Origin of the sequence: Paenibacillus sp. FSL R7-0026, assembly GCF_038004485.1 — a bacterium.
Taxonomy (GTDB): domain Bacteria; phylum Bacillota; class Bacilli; order Paenibacillales; family Paenibacillaceae; genus Paenibacillus; species Paenibacillus xylanexedens_A.
Genome location: NZ_JBBORG010000001.1, coordinates 1307003 through 1325542, shown reverse-complemented (window position 1 = coordinate 1325542; position 18540 = coordinate 1307003). Strand labels below are relative to the sequence as shown.

Here is an 18540-nt window from a genome sequence, read left to right as displayed (position 1 = left end):
CTTACTAAAAACTTATTATGCATAAGTTTAATTATTTTAACTTGACCGCTTTCTTTATTAATTCTATATGCTCTTTGTGAATTTGCTTTAAAGCACTGATCCTTTCCTCCTTGATGTATGGTGCATTGTGTGATAGCGAATTTATATTTTCCTTCAAGTAGTTGTATATTGTCTTTTTTTCTTGATTTGTCGGCAACACAGGAGTACTCGGTAAAGATAAGGGTTCATCTCGTTGTGCAAGTTCTTCTGGAGTTGCAAAGCCGAATTCATTAAAGTTATATAGTGCCTTTTCCATTTCCTCTTGAGTTAATTCATAAGAACCTTCTGAATCTAAAATCACTCTAGAAATTCTAAAAGTAATAATTTTGACGGCTTCTTTTCAAACGTCTCATAGTATAGGAGAACTTTGAGCACCTCTTGTCCGGCTAACTCTTTAATAGGCTTAAACTTACTATTTTTAGGATTTGGTACTTTATGGACTTTCAGATCATTACTTATATACAACCACCTTGTTCCACTCATACATACAATCCAATTGAGGTTTTTTTATTTTTCAATTATCGAACATTAATCTCTACATATTCAAAAGTTCGTTTTTCTTCTTTTGAAACTCTTCATCTGTAATTACGCCTAAATCTACCAGATTTTTAAATTTCAAAATTTCATCAGCCACGCTCCCAATTTTTTTTGCTCGCTCTTCTTGAATTGCTGAAATTACTTCAGCCCATTCCGTTTCTTCACCTGGTCCAATATCAATGACTTCTTTCTTGAAAATTTCCATGTCATTCACAAAATCTTTCTCCGAGTAGTTACTTGCTACTTTGCATAGTTCATCACGCAACCTATTACCCATAGGCTTCATAGAGGCATACGTTATACCTCCTGAGATCACTCCACCTAATACAGGAATGGCTTTAGATAGACCTTGAGCAAAAGTTTTTTTAGTTACTTTAACACCTATTGTGGTAGCCACTTTTTTTACAATTGGATAGTAAATTGTCTTCATCAAAGCTCGTTGGGGAAGTTTTTTTAAAGTTTGCTGTGCTACTTTTGCAGATATTATTTTTAGAGCGGAATTAGCGCCGCCCACGCCAAACATTACTCCGAGGAAAATTATAAGTTCTGATTTCACTCTGTCTGAATTTATTCCTTGCGCTCCCCACAAATCTTCGTGACCGAACAAATATGCCAGTTCTTGCGCCAGTCTCAATGCTACTCCAAAAAACTGTAAAGTATCAGCTGGAATAGTTGCCGCCATTGCAATTCCCCCAGGAATTCCTGTTGCAAAGGAAATCCCTGTACTCTGTAATGTTCTTTTTTCGATATGACTCTTGGCTAGTTTATTGAGTAAAGTCACAGAAATCCCCGCATCAACTGGTCCCTTATCCAGAGCAGATAGAAGTTCACTGCTACTCACTTTACTTGCTAATATTTGTGTCAAAAATTCTTGGCGATTTACTTTTACTCCTGGAACCTTCAATGCATTAACTACAATTGTTTCTAACGAATTTGTGTTTTCATGCTTGGACACAGTTATCACTCCTATTTTTTTCTGAATAACGATATTGTCTCTGACTTTATTCCAAACTACTTTTTCAAGACAGGTATAGATTTCTCGAATAAAATTCTAGGGAAATTGTTCAAGGGTATCGATCTTTTATGTTCCGAACTAGCCCCTCTTATTCTAAAGCTCCCACCCTCCGGTCTATATATTTCTATCCATTCACTTTCTATTTGGTTCAAGTCAATGCAAGATTCAAATGTTTCAAAATCAACTGTACGAACTCCGGTTTCTCCACAAACAAAAATTAAGTATGTATTCATTGGAAATTGCTTAAATACTTTTGTTACCTCAACTTGATGTTCTGGAGTAAAAGTAAATCTCCATGACTTCCCCATTTTCGCTGTATATTTGATATACAAACCTTTATCATGATTTAGTTGATATGCATGTAGCGAATTAATATTGGATATTCTATTAATTGAAGTAAAGTTTTCATGTTCAGTAATTCCTGCTAATGCTACTCCATGATAAAAAGATCTATTTGTAATCTCACGTTTTATCTCCCTCTTCTAGACATTCATAGTCGACAGCATTAGATAAATAATTTTTATTTAGCTTTACTTCTTGGAACAAATTTCTGTATAGTCAGAGTTCTAAACTCTAGACTATATCTGATTAATATGTTCTCATATTCTATAAAAAACTATATTTCCCTTAACTACATACATAATAACCCATTTCGTGACATTTGCGAAGGTATTTTATGTGCTTAAAGAACTATTTCTTAGAACTTTCAACCTATTTCATCTAAGCATTTCATTGGGGAGAAAACAATCTTCTTATAGATAACGGAAAATACTGTTAGAATAAAACGGATGATAAAGTCGTTTTCATGTTAAACGGTACATCAGATGACTTCCAATGCTCTTATACTTTTAATGATGGAATATGACAGTTGAATAACAACGGTATGGCTAGTATTACACACATAAGGAGGGGGTTTATTTGAATAAGAAGAAGTTAATATTTAGCATTGTCACACTTTGTATTCTAATCATATTGGGTTTTCTCAGGTGGGACAATCTTGAGTCCAGCGCAGATCTTCACTATAAGTATGATCGATGGGCTAGTCAAAAATGGGTAGAGTTCTATCCTCCGCTAGCTGCTTCTCCCAACAGCATGGAGTTTCCACTAATGTATATGGATGAAATCCATCAGAGTGATATAAATAAGTATCTAGAAAAACAAGCTCTCACCGGAGAGTTAGTGAACAAGTGGATTGAACGAACAAAGTTAACGGATGGATATATAGGTCTATTATTATTGAATATTCTGGTGGTCATTTACAGTTCTATTAAATTATTTATTTTGAGAGACAAAAAATAGGATGATCTTGATCCCCCTTCAATATGCCGAGGCACACGTTGCCAAAGGGCATACTAACACAAAGGCAGCAGTCCCACATAAGGAACTGCTGCCTTTACTCTTTATAATTTTCCCCACTTATAATATCAATGATGTATAGAAGTTATCCGCGAGCCATTGCAATGCTTTGAATATCTATATTCAGCGTTTACCCTTCTAAACATACAAATTCCATCCCACAACAAAAGCAGCCAAGATGAACGCCGTGATGCCAGACATGATGTAGATCACCTTTTGCTTTTTGCTGTAACTGCTCTTCCGCAGTTTGTAAATAAGCAAGCCAAGATACGCCACTGCTAGAACAACATATAGTAGGTTAAACATTAAATTGATGCGCAACGAAGAATAAGCAGGATAATTTGGAAACCTCAATTTCGTTTGTATGATGAAAAGATTAAGAAGGAGTGCCACACCTGCAAAGTTAATTGCAAGATGATATTTATTAAAATTGGTATTAGGATTCCCTCGTTTATATAGCTTGTTAAGAAGCATCCGGATTAAATAGCCGATCAAAGCAATTAAACTGAAAATGATGGCTAGCGCAACAGGAATAAGAGATATCTTAAGTAAGTTCACTTTTACATTCGATACAGGCAAGTAATCAATGTAAGGAGTAAAGGAGATTTTCTCAACAACACCATTATGCTCGACAACGTTATAAGAACTACTTAACTCAGCTTTTTTGAATTTCTTTATATCAAGGGCCGTAAATAAATTAGTAAATCTAGATGCTGCCCGTCGTGCGGACTGAAAATATCCTCCCCCCTCCGAAGTAACTCTATTAGAATTGGCGTTATCACCGAAAATTTCTTTAATAAGCCCATAACCATAAATTTCTTCAAAAGACTGGTTTGTCATGACGACCATCCCAAATTTAGATTCGGGATCAAAGACAAGTTTACTGGAGAATGCTTTCAAATTCCCCTCGTGCATCAGTGTAGGCACCCAGTATTCCATCTCAACGAACCCATGCGCAAATCGCGGAGTAGAAGTCCCGTCATAATATAGACTTGTTGACAACATTTCGTTTAACGTATCCCTGTTCTTAAATAATACATGGCTATCATCTACAGGCATCAACGCTGCAAGGAATTTGCCTAAATCTTCTGCTGTCCCAATCGCTGCCCCGGCAGGATAAAATGTTACGTATCCTCTGTTCTCAGGAATCAGTTTCAAATCTTTTGTATACCCTTCAATCTCATTTCTTCTATGTACTAGGTCTGGATGATCTTGCCCCGTTGGATGAATTGAAGTGTCGTTCATATGAAGCGGTTCGAAAATATGTTGATCGACATATTCATAAAAAGGTTGGCCACTTATCTCTTCCACGATGTAACCAGCTAGACCAACGCCGTAGTTCGAATAACCCACTATGCTATTCGGTTTGTAGATCTGTTTCGGCTCATTTCTACGCAGCGTCTCTCCTAATTCTAACGTTTCATTCTCGGAGTAATAAAACACCTCGGCCGCTGTTTGATCTTCCCAACCCGCATTGTGATGCATCAGGTTCAATAGTGTAATCGGATCATCGTATTTCAGCTTTTTGAAAAATCCCTCTGGCAGATATTCCTGGATATCCGTATCCAAATCAAGCTTTCCTTGTTCGACAAGCTGCATCACACTTGTATAGACCAGCAGTTTAGAGATGGAAGCCCACTCAAAAACAGTGGAGGTATCCGCCTTCCGCTGATTCTCAATATCTGCGTAACCATATGCCTTATTCACAATAGTTTCACCATCTTTGATAGCCACAACCGCAACGGCAGCGGTATACTTCTCATACGAGGCAACATAAGCATCAATCGTTTCCTCTAACTTGGATAAAGGAATCCTGGATGGTGTAGTCTCCACCTGTTTCTCTTCAGCGTGGGCGGGTACCGCTATTGCCATAATGATAAACATGAATGACAGAACACAAGCAATTACTTTGTTTACAGTGTGATATCCACAATTCATCTGCATTAGCTTCTCTCCTTTTATTTTAAATGTTAATTACATCTCTTGATTTCAAGTATGCGTTTTCAAAAAAAGTCCATATATATCTAGGTTATTCTCAAATGCAATTAAACTCCATTCAGGAGAGAGGCCGAAGAATTTCACCTTTCCAATTAACGATGTTTATTTCTTTATCTTTCAAGAGGCACCAATCAATAATTTCTCCTATCAATTTTGGCGTGATGATCTCATCGCTCCATTGCGGTGTTAGTACTCTTCTGTATCCTATATATTCTAACGTCCAGCCTTCGAATTCTTCTCCGATGATGACTATAAATGGGGGCTTGTTCTTAATACTGTGTTGTCCCACTTCATAAGTAACGATTAACTTCTTATCCTCAGAAACGATATGTAATTTGATTATTCCTTCATCGTCAATATCCGGTTCAACATACCAATAAAATAATCGATTGGAGCGAACGATTTTACGTTTATATTTTTTTCTTACGCCCATAACTCACCTCACATATTTTGCTTAACACCGTATGAAGTATTTCAACAGTTTGCCAATCCACAACATTAACACTTTGTTATCCGATGTTGAAGGCCCTTAAGATTCATTAATTCTATTACTTTGTTATTCTTTCTTTATTGCCTAATATGACTTCATGAATTTCATCATATAATTGTAAATCTATAAATTCTTCATGAATCCATAGTCCTTCCTCAACATCTCCTCCCCCCATACCTCCACTAATCCCATCACCAGGAAAGAGTTTTTCGTAAAATAGTCCTTGGCCTTCTCCCTCATTACAGTCCCATGCAATGGTATCTAAATCTTTTAATAGAGTATGTAATGTCTCCTCACTGCAATTTACTAGTTTCATAGGGCAAGACAAGTAGATTTGTCCTCCATCATCACCTTCCATAATTACATATGCATCTGGAGTATCCTGAGCTTTCTTAAAACTGTCTATAAATTGATTGCTCGGTAGTCCATTTGCTTCATTAAGCATATGTCGAACAGGGCTATGGTGCTCTGGAATTACAGCCATCTGATTGTTATCATCTTTTTTTCTTTCCATAAGAATACACCTCGTTGTTAGATATATTTTCTTAAAGTCATCTCAAATTAGTTATTTACTTCATTCATTCCTATGACTTGTTCAAATGCTATATTAAATTCGTTAACATTAATGTTTAAATTGATTATTCCTTCTTTATCCAGCCCTTTAGTATCTAATTTATAAGTACCTGTCAGTTCTTCCGAGCTATTACCATCAATTTTCATATTTATGTCCAATTTAATATCCCTATCAATTAATCGCTCCTGAATATCCTTACTCAAGATCGGTTCAACTGTTTTTAACATTATTGATTTATTGGTTCTATTTCGAAGAGTGAAATTGTATGTTACGACTGTAATACCTGCATCTTCTTCGCTCTCTCCCAGTCCAAATGAACTTGAGTTTATTATCAACCCGTCCTCAACAATTTTATCTGTCTTCACACTGTATGAAATACATCCACTTAGGGCGAGTATTGTTAAAAGAAATAGTAAAATCATTAAACGCTTTTGATTCTTCAATTCAGGAACTCCTTTAATTTTTCTCTTCATTTTTTAGATCTATATTTGCAAGTTCAAGTGCAATCGCTAATCTAATCCGTGCATATTTCCTAAGTCCTTTTAAATAGGTATTGTCTAGTTGTTTGCTTTCAATTATAGGTTTAATATCGTGGTCGTAGCGATCGATTTCTACTTTTGCAATTGTATCGTTATTAATCAGCAACGAAAAAATATCTTCCCCTTGTTCAGGTATCCAGAACAAAATATAGGCAGTTTTCATTTGTGGAAAAAACCTCTTAATAACTGAAAGCAAACCTGATCTTATTTCATCATTAAATAATGACTCATGCGATCCTACTAATTCTCTTCTTATATCTTCTTCAGTTTTAGTGCCCTTTAATTTTATTAATTTCATAATGCCTCACAAGTTATCATTATTTTTTTTTTTTGACTTGTTAATTTCCTTTAACACTTATTAAATACCAACGGGAATGATTCGACAGATTGAGAAGTGCAAAGTTGTCCGTTAACCCCACTGATATAGATCTAAGATAAATACTTCATTACCTAGCGAAAAATAAATCTGTTCCCAATCAAACTCATCTTTCCATTCAACCTCTGTTACCAGTCTATAAGCTTTAACATTTGACCCTTCAAAGAATTCTTCCAACAGTTTAATCAGTTTATTACTCACGTTATTTGACTCTTTATTTAGTTCTGCAGGCGTTTCTCCATCAGTGTCCGGATATTTAACACTTACGCCAAAATTTTGTAAGTGAAATAAAGAGAAAAACCATCTTGCGGTAATATTAAATATCTCATCCTTCCAATCATCTAATTCGCTTAGTCCTACATATTTAATATCTTTGTGATCTTTTAAATTACCATTAGTATTATGAAGTTCTATTGCTCGTTCTATTGGCGAATCAATTTTTATAAACTGATATTCGTGCCCATAACATCCTCCGAAGTGAGTAATTAAATTACTTACCCCTTCTAAATATCCATTGATTTTATTGAATAGTTCATGATTCATACAGTCACATCCAATATCTTAGTAAATTGATTTTATCTGTTTCACAATTAAATTCCTTATTTACTCCTTAAACTCTTGATATCTTCTACTATAGTTTTTGAAATATGTTTGGATGAATCCTGCGGATACAACCATACTGTTACGATAAGAGTTAAACATATCGTTAATCCTAGAATAACTAGCCCAACAACTCTAAATCTGGTGTATCTAAGCAAATAATAAACTAAACTGGATGAGATCAGAATAATCATACCATTCACCAAAAAGGTCATGGGCAAGCTTATAATCCTGCCTAATCCGGTGTTAGGATATTTTAGTAAAAGTAAAACCTCTAATACTACAAATGGAACTGACAGTAGAACAATATAAAAAAAATGACTTTTGAATTTCCGCTTCACCACAGAACTCTCCTACTCCAACTCTTTTAATACAATTGCACATAACCTTTGGTGTTTACGAGCCCGAGAACCCTAACTGACCAGTAATTATTATTCTTGCTTCCATTGATGTGATTCGTGTAGTTTACCAGTTTCATAAAAATACTTTAGTACTTCAAGCATGGGTATTAATTCTATACAAATGTTATCGCAATAATTTCCTAACTGACCACCGATAACTAGAGAAATTTCACTATTTCCCCGATTATCGTTCATAAGCGTATATATATGTTCATCAATTGTAATAGACACTACAAAATAGTCCGGTCCGCCTCCAACTAATGCTGAACCTGTGTCAGATACCTCAAAAAAAACTAATGTAAATTTATCTCCATCGAGTTTTCTCAAAAAACGTAAACTGTCTGCCCATGTAGGGTTCATAATGATCTCTTCAATAAATGTGGTCCCATTCCGTTCATCAATGCTAATAGAATTTATCACTTTTTCTTTTTATCCTCCTTCTTTCATCACACATATCCATCTTCAGGTTCACCAACATCAAAACCCAACACTTTTGTCGCTTCCAACTTAAATGTTTCTATCCAAGATATCCATACATCGCTATTCATCTGTGCATAAAATGATAACCCACTAGGCTCAACGGATGCTTCAATGAAAACATCATCCTCTTCAGTTCCAAACCAATATGGAATTCCACTTTTATAACCAATCCACCCTGGCATCCGCTCATATACTTTAGAAACTTTAGCCCATACCTCATCAGGCAGGTCATACCTTATATTTAGGTTGCAATTATGAGAGTTTATGTTGTTCATTTACATTCTCTCCTTCTACCTTAGACGTATCTCAAAATTCATCCTCTATTTTATGTAAAGTACTACAACTCTTCCACCACTTGCTCAACATTGTATCTCTTCGTCCTTATACACTTTTTTCGTTATCATTTTTGTATATTTTAATCTCGTGATTTCAATCAGGTCATTTGACTGCATCATATTCAGAATAGGACTATCTTTGATTAAAACTTTGCTATTACCTCGTCCCAATCCTTTGACTATAATGATATTTTTATTCTTCTTCACATCTACAATTTGTCCGATCGTTATGAACTGCTCTTGTTTCTTGAGATCAAGATAAATTACAAGGCCCAGTATACAAAATATAATAAAGCTACATGTTGATAATGCAGTTGTCCATGCAGGAGGATGATATACAAAGTATCTGGTAGCTAATTGAATTCCAATTATAAAAACAAATAAAACGATGAGTAGGAATTGCTTTTTTAATTTCCCTTTAGCTTTTTCGTTCATAGCTTCTCCCTCTAAGTAGATTTCACCATAGCCGTTATTTCAAAATTCACTTACGTAACTCTAGTAACTTCAAGTCAATAATAAAGTTTTGTTGTTTCAGAATATCCAACCCGAGAAGACCTTTATGATCTTTAGGCAATATGCCTACATCGATCTCTATATTCTCAATATAGTTTGTGCCTATTACAATCCTATCCATGATTTTTGTGTAGAAAGGAATACTCCCTCCAATCCCGTATGCTTCAAAAATCGAATCCCCTGTTTCATAAGTCACGCCGATTTCCTCTAAAATATCAGGACTAATGATCGTATGTGAAGATCCAGTGTCTATAATAACATCGTCTATTATCAGCGTTCTTCCTCTAAATGTAACGGTAAGTGACGTTGTAATTAGCTGTCCATCATAGTTAATTTTCATTCGTATTACGTCTCACTCTCATTAATGGATCTTTACGGAGATGAATCACAAAGTCTTGATTCGACGTATGATATACAACGTTACCAGGCTCTACTCGAAAAAACTCTTTATTCGCATCTTGTTCTGATACGGTACGAATTGGTGCAACTTCATCTACAATTTTTTTGTTATCTTCCTCATGATAATGAATGATAGAAACCAGAACAAATTGGTCTGGGAACAGTTCTCTAACCTCTTGCCATTTCATGTGTTATACCTCCTGTTATTCGTATTGGTTCAACTTTCTATCATTTTAACATATCCCCCTGACTCGTATCGTATATCGTTCCTGCATTATTAACACTCGGCCTATTCCAATGTGTCCTCATTCAAGTATGTAAAATGTACAAAGAAACCGTCTCCTTTGGTATATGGTTGCACGCGCTTCAACCTACTACGGGACGGTTTATTTTTCTCATGAAAACCTGCCTCTCCAACCAAAACGCCTGCATAATCTGTTCACCTCAAAGGGTTTCCGGCATGAATGTTGTTCTAGTAAGCAAGGATCAATTATTTTCTAATACACCTCATCGATAATGTAATCGTTCCGCATAAATACCTCCTGAATTGAACATTTCAATATGATTATGTAAACTAGTAATAATTCAATCTTTATAGTGCATTTATTCCTTTTTATGAAAGAAAGTAGAGGTGTCCCTTTTGAGAAAACCTTTCTTCCTGTTTGTAATCTTAATTATCTCATCTCTCTTGCTTGGAGCATGTGCCTCCAAAGAGGAAAAGATGATTGTATCCTCCGCCGAGAAGTTCGCTGCAAATTATGTTCTCGAAAAATACGGTGTAACCGTTCGTTTTACGGAGTATAAATTCTCTCCTCCCGATCTATCCAATTCGTTAGGCCTCCATGGCTACATTGAAGGCGATAAGAAAAAGAAGGTATTTGTTTTCGTTAACTACGATCCTTTAAGTATTGAGACACTATCGCTTCCTGAAGGTATATCCAAGAAACCAAATTCCAAATAGAGAGTTGAAGTTATTTTTAAAACGATCAATCTATATAAACAATTTGAATCTATAGGGAATATATGGATTGTATCTTTCGTCAATTACTTCTGTCAACGTTCTCCGCAACAATAAAATGAAGAAACAAAGCGATCTACATAATAGAATGATTGTGTTCTGAAATCAAGATAAACCTCTGTTTAAAGAAGTTATCCACTAATTTGATGAATTCTGAATATAAAGAAATAGAGGGAGTCACATCAGAACTCCCTCTCATCCCAACAACGCCTGTTCAATCTGATCCACAATGCCATTGATGCCTGTTGGTCCATAACAACCGATCCATGTCGCGGCATCTACGGAGTGTATTTGCTGTCGCTCATCTGTATTAAGCATCCCCCAGACACGTTGCTCGGTCGCGGATATACCCTCCTGCATGATCTCATTGCTAAGCAGGAAGTAGTGGCTCGCCTGCACAGCCGGTAGTCTGTCAACGGAGATATGATAGGCTGTGTCGGTGGTATCTGCTACAAATAACGGGACAGGCAGACCCAGGTCACGGTACAGTACAGCACCTGTGCGATGAGAGGCAGAGTGTACGCGAACCAGAGAATCCAGTGGACGAATCAGTGCCACGCTCTTACCTGCCAGTACTGGAGCAAGTTCTTCAGAAAGCAATGTGGTTCGTCGGTGATAATCCGCAAGTATACGTTTTGCCTCTGCTCGTTTACCAGTTAATTCACCGAACAGGCCAAGAATGGTCTGCCAACTCTCATTGCGCTTAAACATAAGAACAGGAGCCACCCGGCTGAGCCGTTCATAGTACTGTTCATGCACCTCGGTGCAAATAATCAGATCCGGGGACAGTCGTTCGACAGCAAGCAGATCAGGGTACTCATACGTTCCGAGTATCTCGGTACCCTGCAGTCCTACCCTGATATATTGCGGGAAATGGAACGTTCCACTTCCTAGTCCGACACTTCCTGCTGGAGACAATCCAAGCGCAAGCAAATGATCCGCATATTGCACATCGAGTACAGCGATACGCAGTGGAGAACGGGTGACAGGAAATTCACCTCGCATATGGCATATCACTGGGCCTTGGTCCGACTCGTACGAAGAAGCCATCCGATTCCGCAGCAAGGATTGAGCATAGTTTGCATCTGTTTCCTTAGCGGCATCAAGCCGATAACGCAGCGGAGGAACGCCATAATATTTCTTAAATGCCCTACTGAAATAATACATATCGCGATAGCCCATCTTGTCAGCAATTTCTCCAATGGACGCATCCGTATGATGCAGCATCCGCGATGCATTTTCCAACCGTAGCTGGATGACGTACTCCATCGGTCCAAGCTGCTTCTCTTGTTTGAATCGTCGCTGTAACTGCCTTACGCTGCAACCGGCAAGGGCTGCCAGCTCCTTAAGCTCCAGATTCTGGCGATAATGCGATGATATATATGACACGACTACATCCACCATGTCGGACTCTGCTCCGCCTTGACCACGTTCATACTCCATGATCAGTTCATAGATCATCCCCTGGAGCAACGCATGGGCATGAAACCGTTCCAGTCCTTCGCCACGACGCCATTTGACAACGATTTTTTCCGCATTCTGGATCCATTCTGCCTGAGTCACAGGGTTCTGAATAAACGAATTTTGCAGCGGATGTTTGCGATACGAGGGCATGGCATGGGAGGCTCCTTCCATGGAAGAAGCCTCGTACATGATCACGATATAATAAAGTTCGTCTGATCTGGCCGTCAGCGTAAAGGATGACCCCTTCACCACATGACAGGCAAAAGAAGCCCCAATGTGGCAACCCTCGCCATCCATTGCAAGCTCCCCTTCCCCTCCATATGCCAATAGCAGCACATTTGAAGTTAAATCCGTTTCGTGTAAAACGCTGCCTGTCTGCAAAGTACCGCTATACCCGTCAAGCATCTTGATCGTTGTATCACTCCATAGACTTGTCTGTTCTTGCAGCGGCATTTCTCTCATCTCCTGACAATAGCAAAGGTAAAATTCTTGCTGTTGTCATTTTAGTTGAGATTCTTTCTCATTGTCAATTTTCGGACATTTGAGACAATATTCGCCTGACATCTGGTAATAGAAACAGCAGGTAATCCGCTCGCTTTTGGCAACATGAACATTGTCCTTACAATCGGTGAAGCGGGTTAACGGATTCTTTCTCTCACCAAACACTTCCCCGGATGCCACCTGCGTCAGATATGAAAAGTCCTCTCGAATGATCTTACTTTCCTGCTCAGTCTCGGCTTCATCAGGAGCGAATAATCGGCCGATACGTACCATGATATTCTCCCAGAGAATACTCATCGAAAGAGGCGCAATCGCAGCAAGCGTCTTTAACAGAGGTGTAAGCTGTACCGCAAACATCTCCTCGAGCACCTTTTCGCGCCATACTCCCCTGTCTCCCGTTAGTCCTTCAGCCTGAAGTCCATTCACCGCTAGAAAAGGAAATCGTGTGCCGCCCTCATGATCTGAGAGCGCCGGATGATAGAGAAAGCTGTTCTCCAGCTGAAAGGTTACATGCTGATGATGAAACGTCATCGCGGTCACGAGCGGAGTCGTCCATAGATAGCCAAGCCGCTTGGCTAACATGGAGGCTGCGACTTTCATGTCAGGCGCATCGATATAGTTCTGAAACCAGCTGATATACTCTCGACACGCCTCTTCGTCATGCAACTCACTCAAAGCAATGGTACGGACACTATGTTCAGGCGGCTCACCAAGCAAAATCGAATGATCCTCTACCGTCTCTTTCCATAAGTCTGTCGAGAGATATGGGTTCATATTAGTTCGATCCGAGCAGGGCTTCCGATGCCTGATCTACAATCAGATTAATCGCAAGCGGTCCGTAATAAGCGATCCACAGAGTTGAGTTTACGTCATACGTGCGGTTATTTTTCACAGCATCGAGGGACTTCCACACTGGATTAGTCAACATAGCCTCTGCCTCTGCCGCAAATAGCTCATCCGACAACACAAAATAACGATCTGCCCCGATCTCAGGCACTTTTTCCATCGAGATTTCTACGGAACCATCTTCATTAATCTCCTGTACCACAGCAGGCATCTTCAGCCCCAAGTCATTGTACATAGTACCGCCAATGCGGTGCTCAATACCGTGAACACGAATTCCTTCTTTTCGTGGACGAATGATCGCCACCGTTTCATCGCCCAGCTTCTCTGACAATTTTGTCTTCAGCCCGGCAATTTTGTCTTCATACGTTGTACGTACTTTCTCTGCCTCGTCCTGCTTGTCTGTAATCTTAGCTACTGTAGCTAACGTCTCCCGCCAATCTTCGTAGAAATCGAGTACGAGGGTAGGTGCAATTTTGCTTACACTTTCATACTGTTTCTCTTGAAAGTCGGTCATGATGATCAGATCCGGGTCAAGTGCAACAATGGCTTCCAGGTTAGGCTCGTCCCGTGTACCCAGAACTTCTACGCCATTCGGTTGGTCTCCTAAATATTCTGGAAAATCGGTATTCCCTCCTGCAATAACACTGCCTGCCGGCTTCTCGCCAACGGCTAACATTTGATCCAGAAACTTAACATCGAGAATTGCAATTTTCTGTGGTTTTTCGTTTAGAGTGATGTCACCCTTCATACCCTTGATCGTTACAGGAAAAGCTCCATCTGTCTGTGTTTCTGCATTCGCAGGTGTCTCGCCTGGCGTTGCAGCAGATTGTTTTCCGCTATCTGTACCTGTTGCGGCACCGCAAGCCGTCAAAACAAGAATAAGGGCCAGCATCAAGCCCATGAATAATCGTGATTTGTGAGCAGTATAGCCTTTGCTTCCGGCAGCCTGCCCCTTTGTTCCTTGATTCATGATGAATCCCCCTTATGTATACTGGTGATAATGATTTTCATTATCGAAACATAAAGAGAGTATAAACGATCTCCGCATCGCGTTACCATGTACTTTTGCGACATTTGAGCCGGACTAATGCGACATGGCGAGCGACTTATCCGCCCTTTAATTTCTCAGCGATATACTTTTGCAGTCGGTAAATGTCTGAAAGTAGCTCTTCTTCCTCTGGCGTATTGCCATACTCCCCGAGCCAACGCGGTGTGCGGATATGCCACTCATCTGTCAGGTATTGCTGTTCATCCCGATACGCTATAATGTGCTCCAAGAAATACTCCAAAGAGCCGAAAGATTGTTTACCAGTATCGTTGATGATGGATTGTGTTTTTTCAATGATTGCCTGTAACATGTGTTGAATATGATCTTCTGGATTCATAGCGTTCATTTCCATCAATGGCCTCCCCCTATCTCTACAAAAAAAATGAATTAGTATATTATTTAAATGAGCCTAATATTTCTAAACGTAGAATTCTGTTCTGATTAAATACAATAAATCGATGCCCAATGAGTATTGAGACATCGATTCATATCATCTAATTATGAGGTGAAACATGAGTATGCGACCAAACATGAAGTATAGCTTTATTGTTAGCGCAGTTATTATTGTCGTTGTTCCTATTATCATTGGATTTTATATGTTAAACAAGGTGGTCGATCCTGACGAGACAATGGTTACGAGAACTGAAGTTTCTCCTGAGCTTATTACGGTAAAAGGTGGATTTGCAGACAGTATTAGCAGATATCACGGCTACTACCTTTCACATCATAACAATTCACTTTTCATTCAGATTAAAGGCAGTAAACTTCCTATCGGTGGTAGTAAAGACTTCACAATTTCATTTTCTAATACTTATGGGAATGTTGATGAAATCTACTTATTAGGTCCTGGCAACGCTAAGAAAAAGATTTGGCCGAATCCCTAACTTTCATCTGAATGGATATCATATGATCTAACCCAATCAGCTTCAGTCTCTTCTGCTTAACTTCTTAAATGCCGAGTATTCCTGATCAGACTTCATATAACTTAATATTTTTTCCGCGCATGCAGCTGAGCTAAGCTCTTCCGTATTTACTTCCAGATCATATTCATCATAGGAGTAGATGTAATCAAACTGGGAATGGGCAAGTCCAATCTCGCGATCTCCCCTGCTCTGCTCTCTTCTGGTAAGTTCCTCTTTCGAGCAATGCACGCCTACAAACAATATCGGATAATCCGATAGTAAATCATAAAAACCGTTAAACCACTTGTCATTGCTGATGACCGTATCCACGATGACATTCAAACCCATTTCCGAAAACAGTTTAATGGTTGCACAATACATCGAATTGATGGGGTCGAACAGGATATCGGTCATCACATGGTGTTCCACTTCTCTTGTTGGTTTGATATCTGGATATGTATTGTCGATAAACTGATCATAATTATGCAAAAATTGATCTACAGACAGATGATGAAACGGAATATCTCCCTGATTTTTCATTTCCATCGCAATGCTCGTCTTCCCCGAACTTGACGTTCCGTTCAAAAATATAATGAGTCCTCGTTCCATATCTATCACCCTTATCATTAAAATTGGAAAACACTGTTCTGCCGAATTACCACTCTCTCCATTCTTCCGTAATATCTTCATCCTCCTGGATGTCTAATCCAGCCAGCCTAGCCGCCTTGTCTATAAAATCAGCCAATTCTTCACGTTCCATCGTCTCAATAAAGTAACCATTGGCCTCATTCATTTCATTAAACCTAAGCACAACTTCTTCTACAGCCTTCATCATGCTCTCAGAATCTTTCGTTTCTTGTAATGCTATTAATTGGTGCAAATATGTATCCAGGGCTTGATCAGACATGAGTAATCTCTCTTCTGTGAAAAGCTCATCTCCGCCTTCAATCATTCTCTCATTCCATAATTTCGTTGGTTTTTCATGAAACAAGTTTTGTAATGTCATTGGAATCAAACCCTTCCATATTTAATAATATCTATATTTTACCTGTAACCAAAATTATGAACAAGCGTTCTCGCCTATTCACTTTCACCCTATTCGCTCCATAGCCTTGTCTCGTTCTCTAATTCCATCTCGTCAAATTGTAATCGATAAATGTCCGGTTTCTTGGTTTGATTCATAAAATCCAATCCGTAACTCGAATCAAAGTAGTTCATCATCAACGTCATTACATGTCCGTGTGTGCCGATCGCCACTTTTTTGCCCTTGTATTCTTCTAATATCTGTTTCAACACGCCCACTGCTCTATTCTGGCAAACCATGTTCGACTCGCCTCCTGGCAATGCATAATCCGGGTCATCAAACATTTTCTTCGAAGCAGGCTCGAACTCCTCATCCGCAATCATATCATCTGAAAAATGTCTTTCCCGAAGATCCTCCATGATCTGAATATCTAAATCTAACGCTGCTGCCACACCTTCTAAGGTTAGAATAGCCCTGGCATAAGGACTTGAGACAATGGAATGTATTCCTTCATTCGTTAATATTTCCGTTATTCGTTCTGCATTCATCTTGCCCTCCAGGGTAAGCCCCCTCGTTCTTTCCGTTCAGTCCGTATACGGTGACTCCGCATGCCTTACCATATAAACGATGGTCTTCATAGGACCCTCCTTGAGTTTCTTCTATCAAAATTTATGGTCACGCATTAGGTCCTTCAACATATTTTGTCTTTCCGTTCCAAAAATCAATTACATGGTGCCACCATATTTTAGATACTGAATTAATTCAGGATTGATAATTTGCTAGACAATTTAATTTACAATAATTTTCAGATATGTGTATAGTAGAAATGAAGCAAGGTGCTTTCAAAAGAAGTTAAATCTAACCGAGAGGATGAGTTCATGTCTTTTTTCAAAAGGAAGGTTGTACTAATCTCTTTATTCGTATTGGCTATCTCTGCTGTTGCAATCGCTTACGCAAGTGGTCAATCGAAACCGGACGTGCCCATTCATAAAGTCGTCAACCTTTCAGCCAACTCTTTAATATTTCATGAAATAGATAAGCTGGATGCGTTTGCTGAACTCATCGTTATTGGTTATGCAACAGAAGATTTCAGAGATCGAGAGCATGTTATTACTGCATTTGATGATGGGACCATGCAATCCTTTCACACCAATACAAACATTAAGATTGAAAAGATATTGAAGAAACCCGAAGATTTCCCTTCGGATCAGAACGAATTAACAATCATTGAACCCGTTAGCCTGGAAGGAGACGTCAAATATACAGTTGATGACTATGTAGAACTGCAGAAGGGTGATAAAAGTGTGCTTTTCTTGATGAAAAACACCTTTGGTGATTATGGATTAATTAATTATAACTTAGGCAAATTCAGCCTTGAAGGGATAACTCAATATAGTTTACCTCAATCCTCCACTGCACAAGCGTTATCAGAATACTCAACTTTCCGCGATTCCGTTATGGAGAAGTACCATTTGAATTAAGGTTTTATCATACAACACTCATCCCTTTAACAGTTGTCTTAATCACCGGGAATAGCTGCCCTCTTTAATCTATTTCACTTCTTTTTCAAGACTAACGTCAAATGATGAAGTTATCGATTTTTGCCTAAAATCATTGGGTATCACTTTAATCTCCACGTTTAGATGTATAGACTCAGGAAGATTCATTTCAGTTATATTCTCATAACCGGTGAAGTAATAATGCTTTTCGTCCAGTTCTATCAAACCTCCACCTGTTGAGCCAGAAGTTGAAATCAAATGTCCGTCACGATAAAGCTTACAAGCAATATTATATTCCTCCAAACTGAACCCTTTCACTTCATATCCAACCTTGATTTGATTTTCGGTGTAATCAGCATTTCGTAAACTAATCGCACCACCATCGACCATTTGGGTCTGAATTGCAATATTTGCTTCGGGCATCTCCGGTTTCTTTAATAGATAGCCTACTTTTAGGTACCATATAGCTCCTAATACAACTACAGCAAGTACAATCATAGCAATGATAAACTTCTTTTCTTTTTTATCCATAATCCATACTCCTTACATCGGAACACTCTTAAATTTCTTTCCAAACCTGTGTTTC

At 38.6% G+C, this 18540-nt stretch carries 25 protein-coding genes; 4 read left to right on the top strand and 21 right to left on the bottom strand.

Annotated features, from left to right (window positions below; all coding sequences use genetic code 11):
- Window positions 1-31 precede the first annotated feature (31 nt).
- Together MKY44_RS05885 and MKY44_RS05880 are read right to left on the bottom strand one after the other, a co-directional pair.
- On the bottom strand, window positions 32-340 hold the full coding sequence (locus MKY44_RS05885) for a hypothetical protein (RefSeq protein WP_341006400.1): 309 nt from the start codon (window positions 338-340) through the stop codon (window positions 32-34).
- A gap of 234 nt (window positions 341-574) precedes the next feature.
- Window positions 575-1531: an SHOCT domain-containing protein gene (locus MKY44_RS05880; protein ID WP_341006399.1), complete on the bottom strand. Its 957-nt coding sequence runs from the start codon at window positions 1529-1531 to the stop codon at window positions 575-577.
- 978 nt (window positions 1532-2509) lie between these two features.
- Here MKY44_RS05880 and MKY44_RS05875 point away from each other — a divergent pair.
- Entirely contained in the window at window positions 2510-2890 is a 381-nt protein-coding gene (locus MKY44_RS05875) for a hypothetical protein (protein WP_341006398.1), read from the top strand.
- 195 nt (window positions 2891-3085) lie between these two features.
- On the opposite strand, the gene MKY44_RS05870 is transcribed toward MKY44_RS05875, so the two are convergent.
- The 11 genes from MKY44_RS05870 to MKY44_RS05820 form a co-directional block, all read right to left on the bottom strand.
- On the bottom strand, window positions 3086-4891 hold the full coding sequence (locus MKY44_RS05870) for a serine hydrolase domain-containing protein (RefSeq protein WP_341006397.1): 1806 nt from the start codon (window positions 4889-4891) through the stop codon (window positions 3086-3088).
- 112 nt (window positions 4892-5003) lie between these two features.
- On the bottom strand, window positions 5004-5378 hold the full coding sequence (locus MKY44_RS05865; protein ID WP_341006396.1) for a hypothetical protein: 375 nt from the start codon (window positions 5376-5378) through the stop codon (window positions 5004-5006).
- 115 nt (window positions 5379-5493) lie between these two features.
- Window positions 5494-5949 (bottom strand): hypothetical protein, encoded by a 456-nt coding sequence (locus MKY44_RS05860; protein ID WP_341006395.1) that lies wholly within the window; start codon window positions 5947-5949, stop codon window positions 5494-5496.
- Window positions 5950-5996: 47 nt separating this feature from the next.
- Window positions 5997-6452, bottom strand: a complete 456-nt coding sequence (locus MKY44_RS05855; protein ID WP_341006394.1) for a hypothetical protein — start codon at window positions 6450-6452, stop codon at window positions 5997-5999.
- Between the two features lie 13 nt (window positions 6453-6465).
- Window positions 6466-6846, bottom strand: a complete 381-nt coding sequence (locus MKY44_RS05850) for a hypothetical protein (RefSeq protein ID WP_341006393.1) — start codon at window positions 6844-6846, stop codon at window positions 6466-6468.
- A 111-nt stretch (window positions 6847-6957) separates the two neighbouring features.
- Window positions 6958-7467 carry a hypothetical protein gene (locus MKY44_RS05845; protein WP_340019710.1) on the bottom strand — a complete coding sequence of 170 codons (510 nt, stop codon included), beginning with the start codon at window positions 7465-7467 and terminating at the stop codon, window positions 6958-6960.
- 488 nt (window positions 7468-7955) lie between these two features.
- Window positions 7956-8345, bottom strand: a complete 390-nt coding sequence (locus MKY44_RS05840; protein ID WP_341006392.1) for a hypothetical protein — start codon at window positions 8343-8345, stop codon at window positions 7956-7958.
- Between the two features lie 26 nt (window positions 8346-8371).
- Window positions 8372-8680, bottom strand: a complete 309-nt coding sequence (locus MKY44_RS05835) for a hypothetical protein (RefSeq protein ID WP_145146568.1) — start codon at window positions 8678-8680, stop codon at window positions 8372-8374.
- 84 nt (window positions 8681-8764) lie between these two features.
- Window positions 8765-9175, bottom strand: coding sequence for a hypothetical protein (locus MKY44_RS05830; protein ID WP_341006391.1), 411 nt, complete (start codon window positions 9173-9175; stop codon window positions 8765-8767).
- 46 nt (window positions 9176-9221) lie between these two features.
- Window positions 9222-9593 (bottom strand): retropepsin-like aspartic protease, encoded by a 372-nt coding sequence (locus MKY44_RS05825; RefSeq protein WP_062833242.1) that lies wholly within the window; start codon window positions 9591-9593, stop codon window positions 9222-9224.
- The gene (locus MKY44_RS05820; protein ID WP_062833241.1) at window positions 9583-9840 is read right to left on the bottom strand and encodes a hypothetical protein; all 258 of its coding nucleotides are present in this window, start codon (window positions 9838-9840) and stop codon (window positions 9583-9585) included. Before MKY44_RS05820 ends, MKY44_RS05825 begins: the two co-directional genes overlap by 11 nt.
- Before the next feature lie 452 nt (window positions 9841-10292).
- Here MKY44_RS05820 and MKY44_RS05815 point away from each other — a divergent pair, with 452 nt between their 5' ends.
- On the top strand, window positions 10293-10613 hold the full coding sequence (locus MKY44_RS05815; protein WP_341006390.1) for a hypothetical protein: 321 nt from the start codon (window positions 10293-10295) through the stop codon (window positions 10611-10613).
- Window positions 10614-10865: 252 nt separating this feature from the next.
- Here MKY44_RS05815 and MKY44_RS05810 read toward each other — a convergent pair whose 3' ends face one another.
- The 4 genes from MKY44_RS05810 to MKY44_RS05795 all read right to left on the bottom strand — a co-directional run bounded on the left by MKY44_RS05810 (window position 10866) and on the right by MKY44_RS05795 (window position 14881).
- Entirely contained in the window at window positions 10866-12587 is a 1722-nt protein-coding gene (locus MKY44_RS05810) for a helix-turn-helix domain-containing protein (protein ID WP_341006389.1), read from the bottom strand.
- Window positions 12588-12632: 45 nt separating this feature from the next.
- Window positions 12633-13409, bottom strand: coding sequence for an IucA/IucC family C-terminal-domain containing protein (locus MKY44_RS05805; RefSeq protein WP_341006388.1), 777 nt, complete (start codon window positions 13407-13409; stop codon window positions 12633-12635).
- Between the two features lies 1 nt (window position 13410).
- Entirely contained in the window at window positions 13411-14451 is a 1041-nt protein-coding gene (locus MKY44_RS05800; protein ID WP_341006387.1) for an ABC transporter substrate-binding protein, read from the bottom strand.
- A 136-nt stretch (window positions 14452-14587) separates the two neighbouring features.
- A complete protein-coding gene (locus MKY44_RS05795) occupies window positions 14588-14881 on the bottom strand; it encodes a hypothetical protein (RefSeq protein ID WP_341006386.1) in 294 nt (97 codons plus the stop codon).
- A gap of 160 nt (window positions 14882-15041) precedes the next feature.
- Here MKY44_RS05795 and MKY44_RS05790 point away from each other — a divergent pair, with 160 nt between their 5' ends.
- Window positions 15042-15413, top strand: a complete 372-nt coding sequence (locus MKY44_RS05790) for a hypothetical protein (protein ID WP_341006385.1) — start codon at window positions 15042-15044, stop codon at window positions 15411-15413.
- Window positions 15414-15455: 42 nt separating this feature from the next.
- Here MKY44_RS05790 and MKY44_RS05785 read toward each other — a convergent pair whose 3' ends face one another.
- From MKY44_RS05785 to MKY44_RS05775, 3 genes are all read right to left on the bottom strand, one after another.
- Complete coding sequence (locus MKY44_RS05785; protein ID WP_341006384.1) at window positions 15456-16040, bottom strand: chloramphenicol phosphotransferase CPT family protein; 585 nt, start codon at window positions 16038-16040, stop codon at window positions 15456-15458.
- A gap of 46 nt (window positions 16041-16086) precedes the next feature.
- On the bottom strand, window positions 16087-16437 hold the full coding sequence (locus MKY44_RS05780) for a hypothetical protein (RefSeq protein WP_341006383.1): 351 nt from the start codon (window positions 16435-16437) through the stop codon (window positions 16087-16089).
- 89 nt (window positions 16438-16526) lie between these two features.
- Entirely contained in the window at window positions 16527-17015 is a 489-nt protein-coding gene (locus tag MKY44_RS05775) for a histidine phosphatase family protein (protein ID WP_341009792.1), read from the bottom strand.
- Window positions 17016-17333: 318 nt separating this feature from the next.
- Between MKY44_RS05775 and MKY44_RS05770 the strand changes: the two genes are divergently transcribed.
- The gene (locus MKY44_RS05770) at window positions 17334-17936 is read left to right on the top strand and encodes a hypothetical protein (RefSeq protein ID WP_341006382.1); all 603 of its coding nucleotides are present in this window, start codon (window positions 17334-17336) and stop codon (window positions 17934-17936) included.
- A gap of 69 nt (window positions 17937-18005) precedes the next feature.
- Here MKY44_RS05770 and MKY44_RS05765 read toward each other — a convergent pair whose 3' ends face one another.
- Window positions 18006-18485: a hypothetical protein gene (locus tag MKY44_RS05765; RefSeq protein WP_341006381.1), complete on the bottom strand. Its 480-nt coding sequence runs from the start codon at window positions 18483-18485 to the stop codon at window positions 18006-18008.
- Between the last annotated feature and the right edge of the window lie 55 nt (window positions 18486-18540).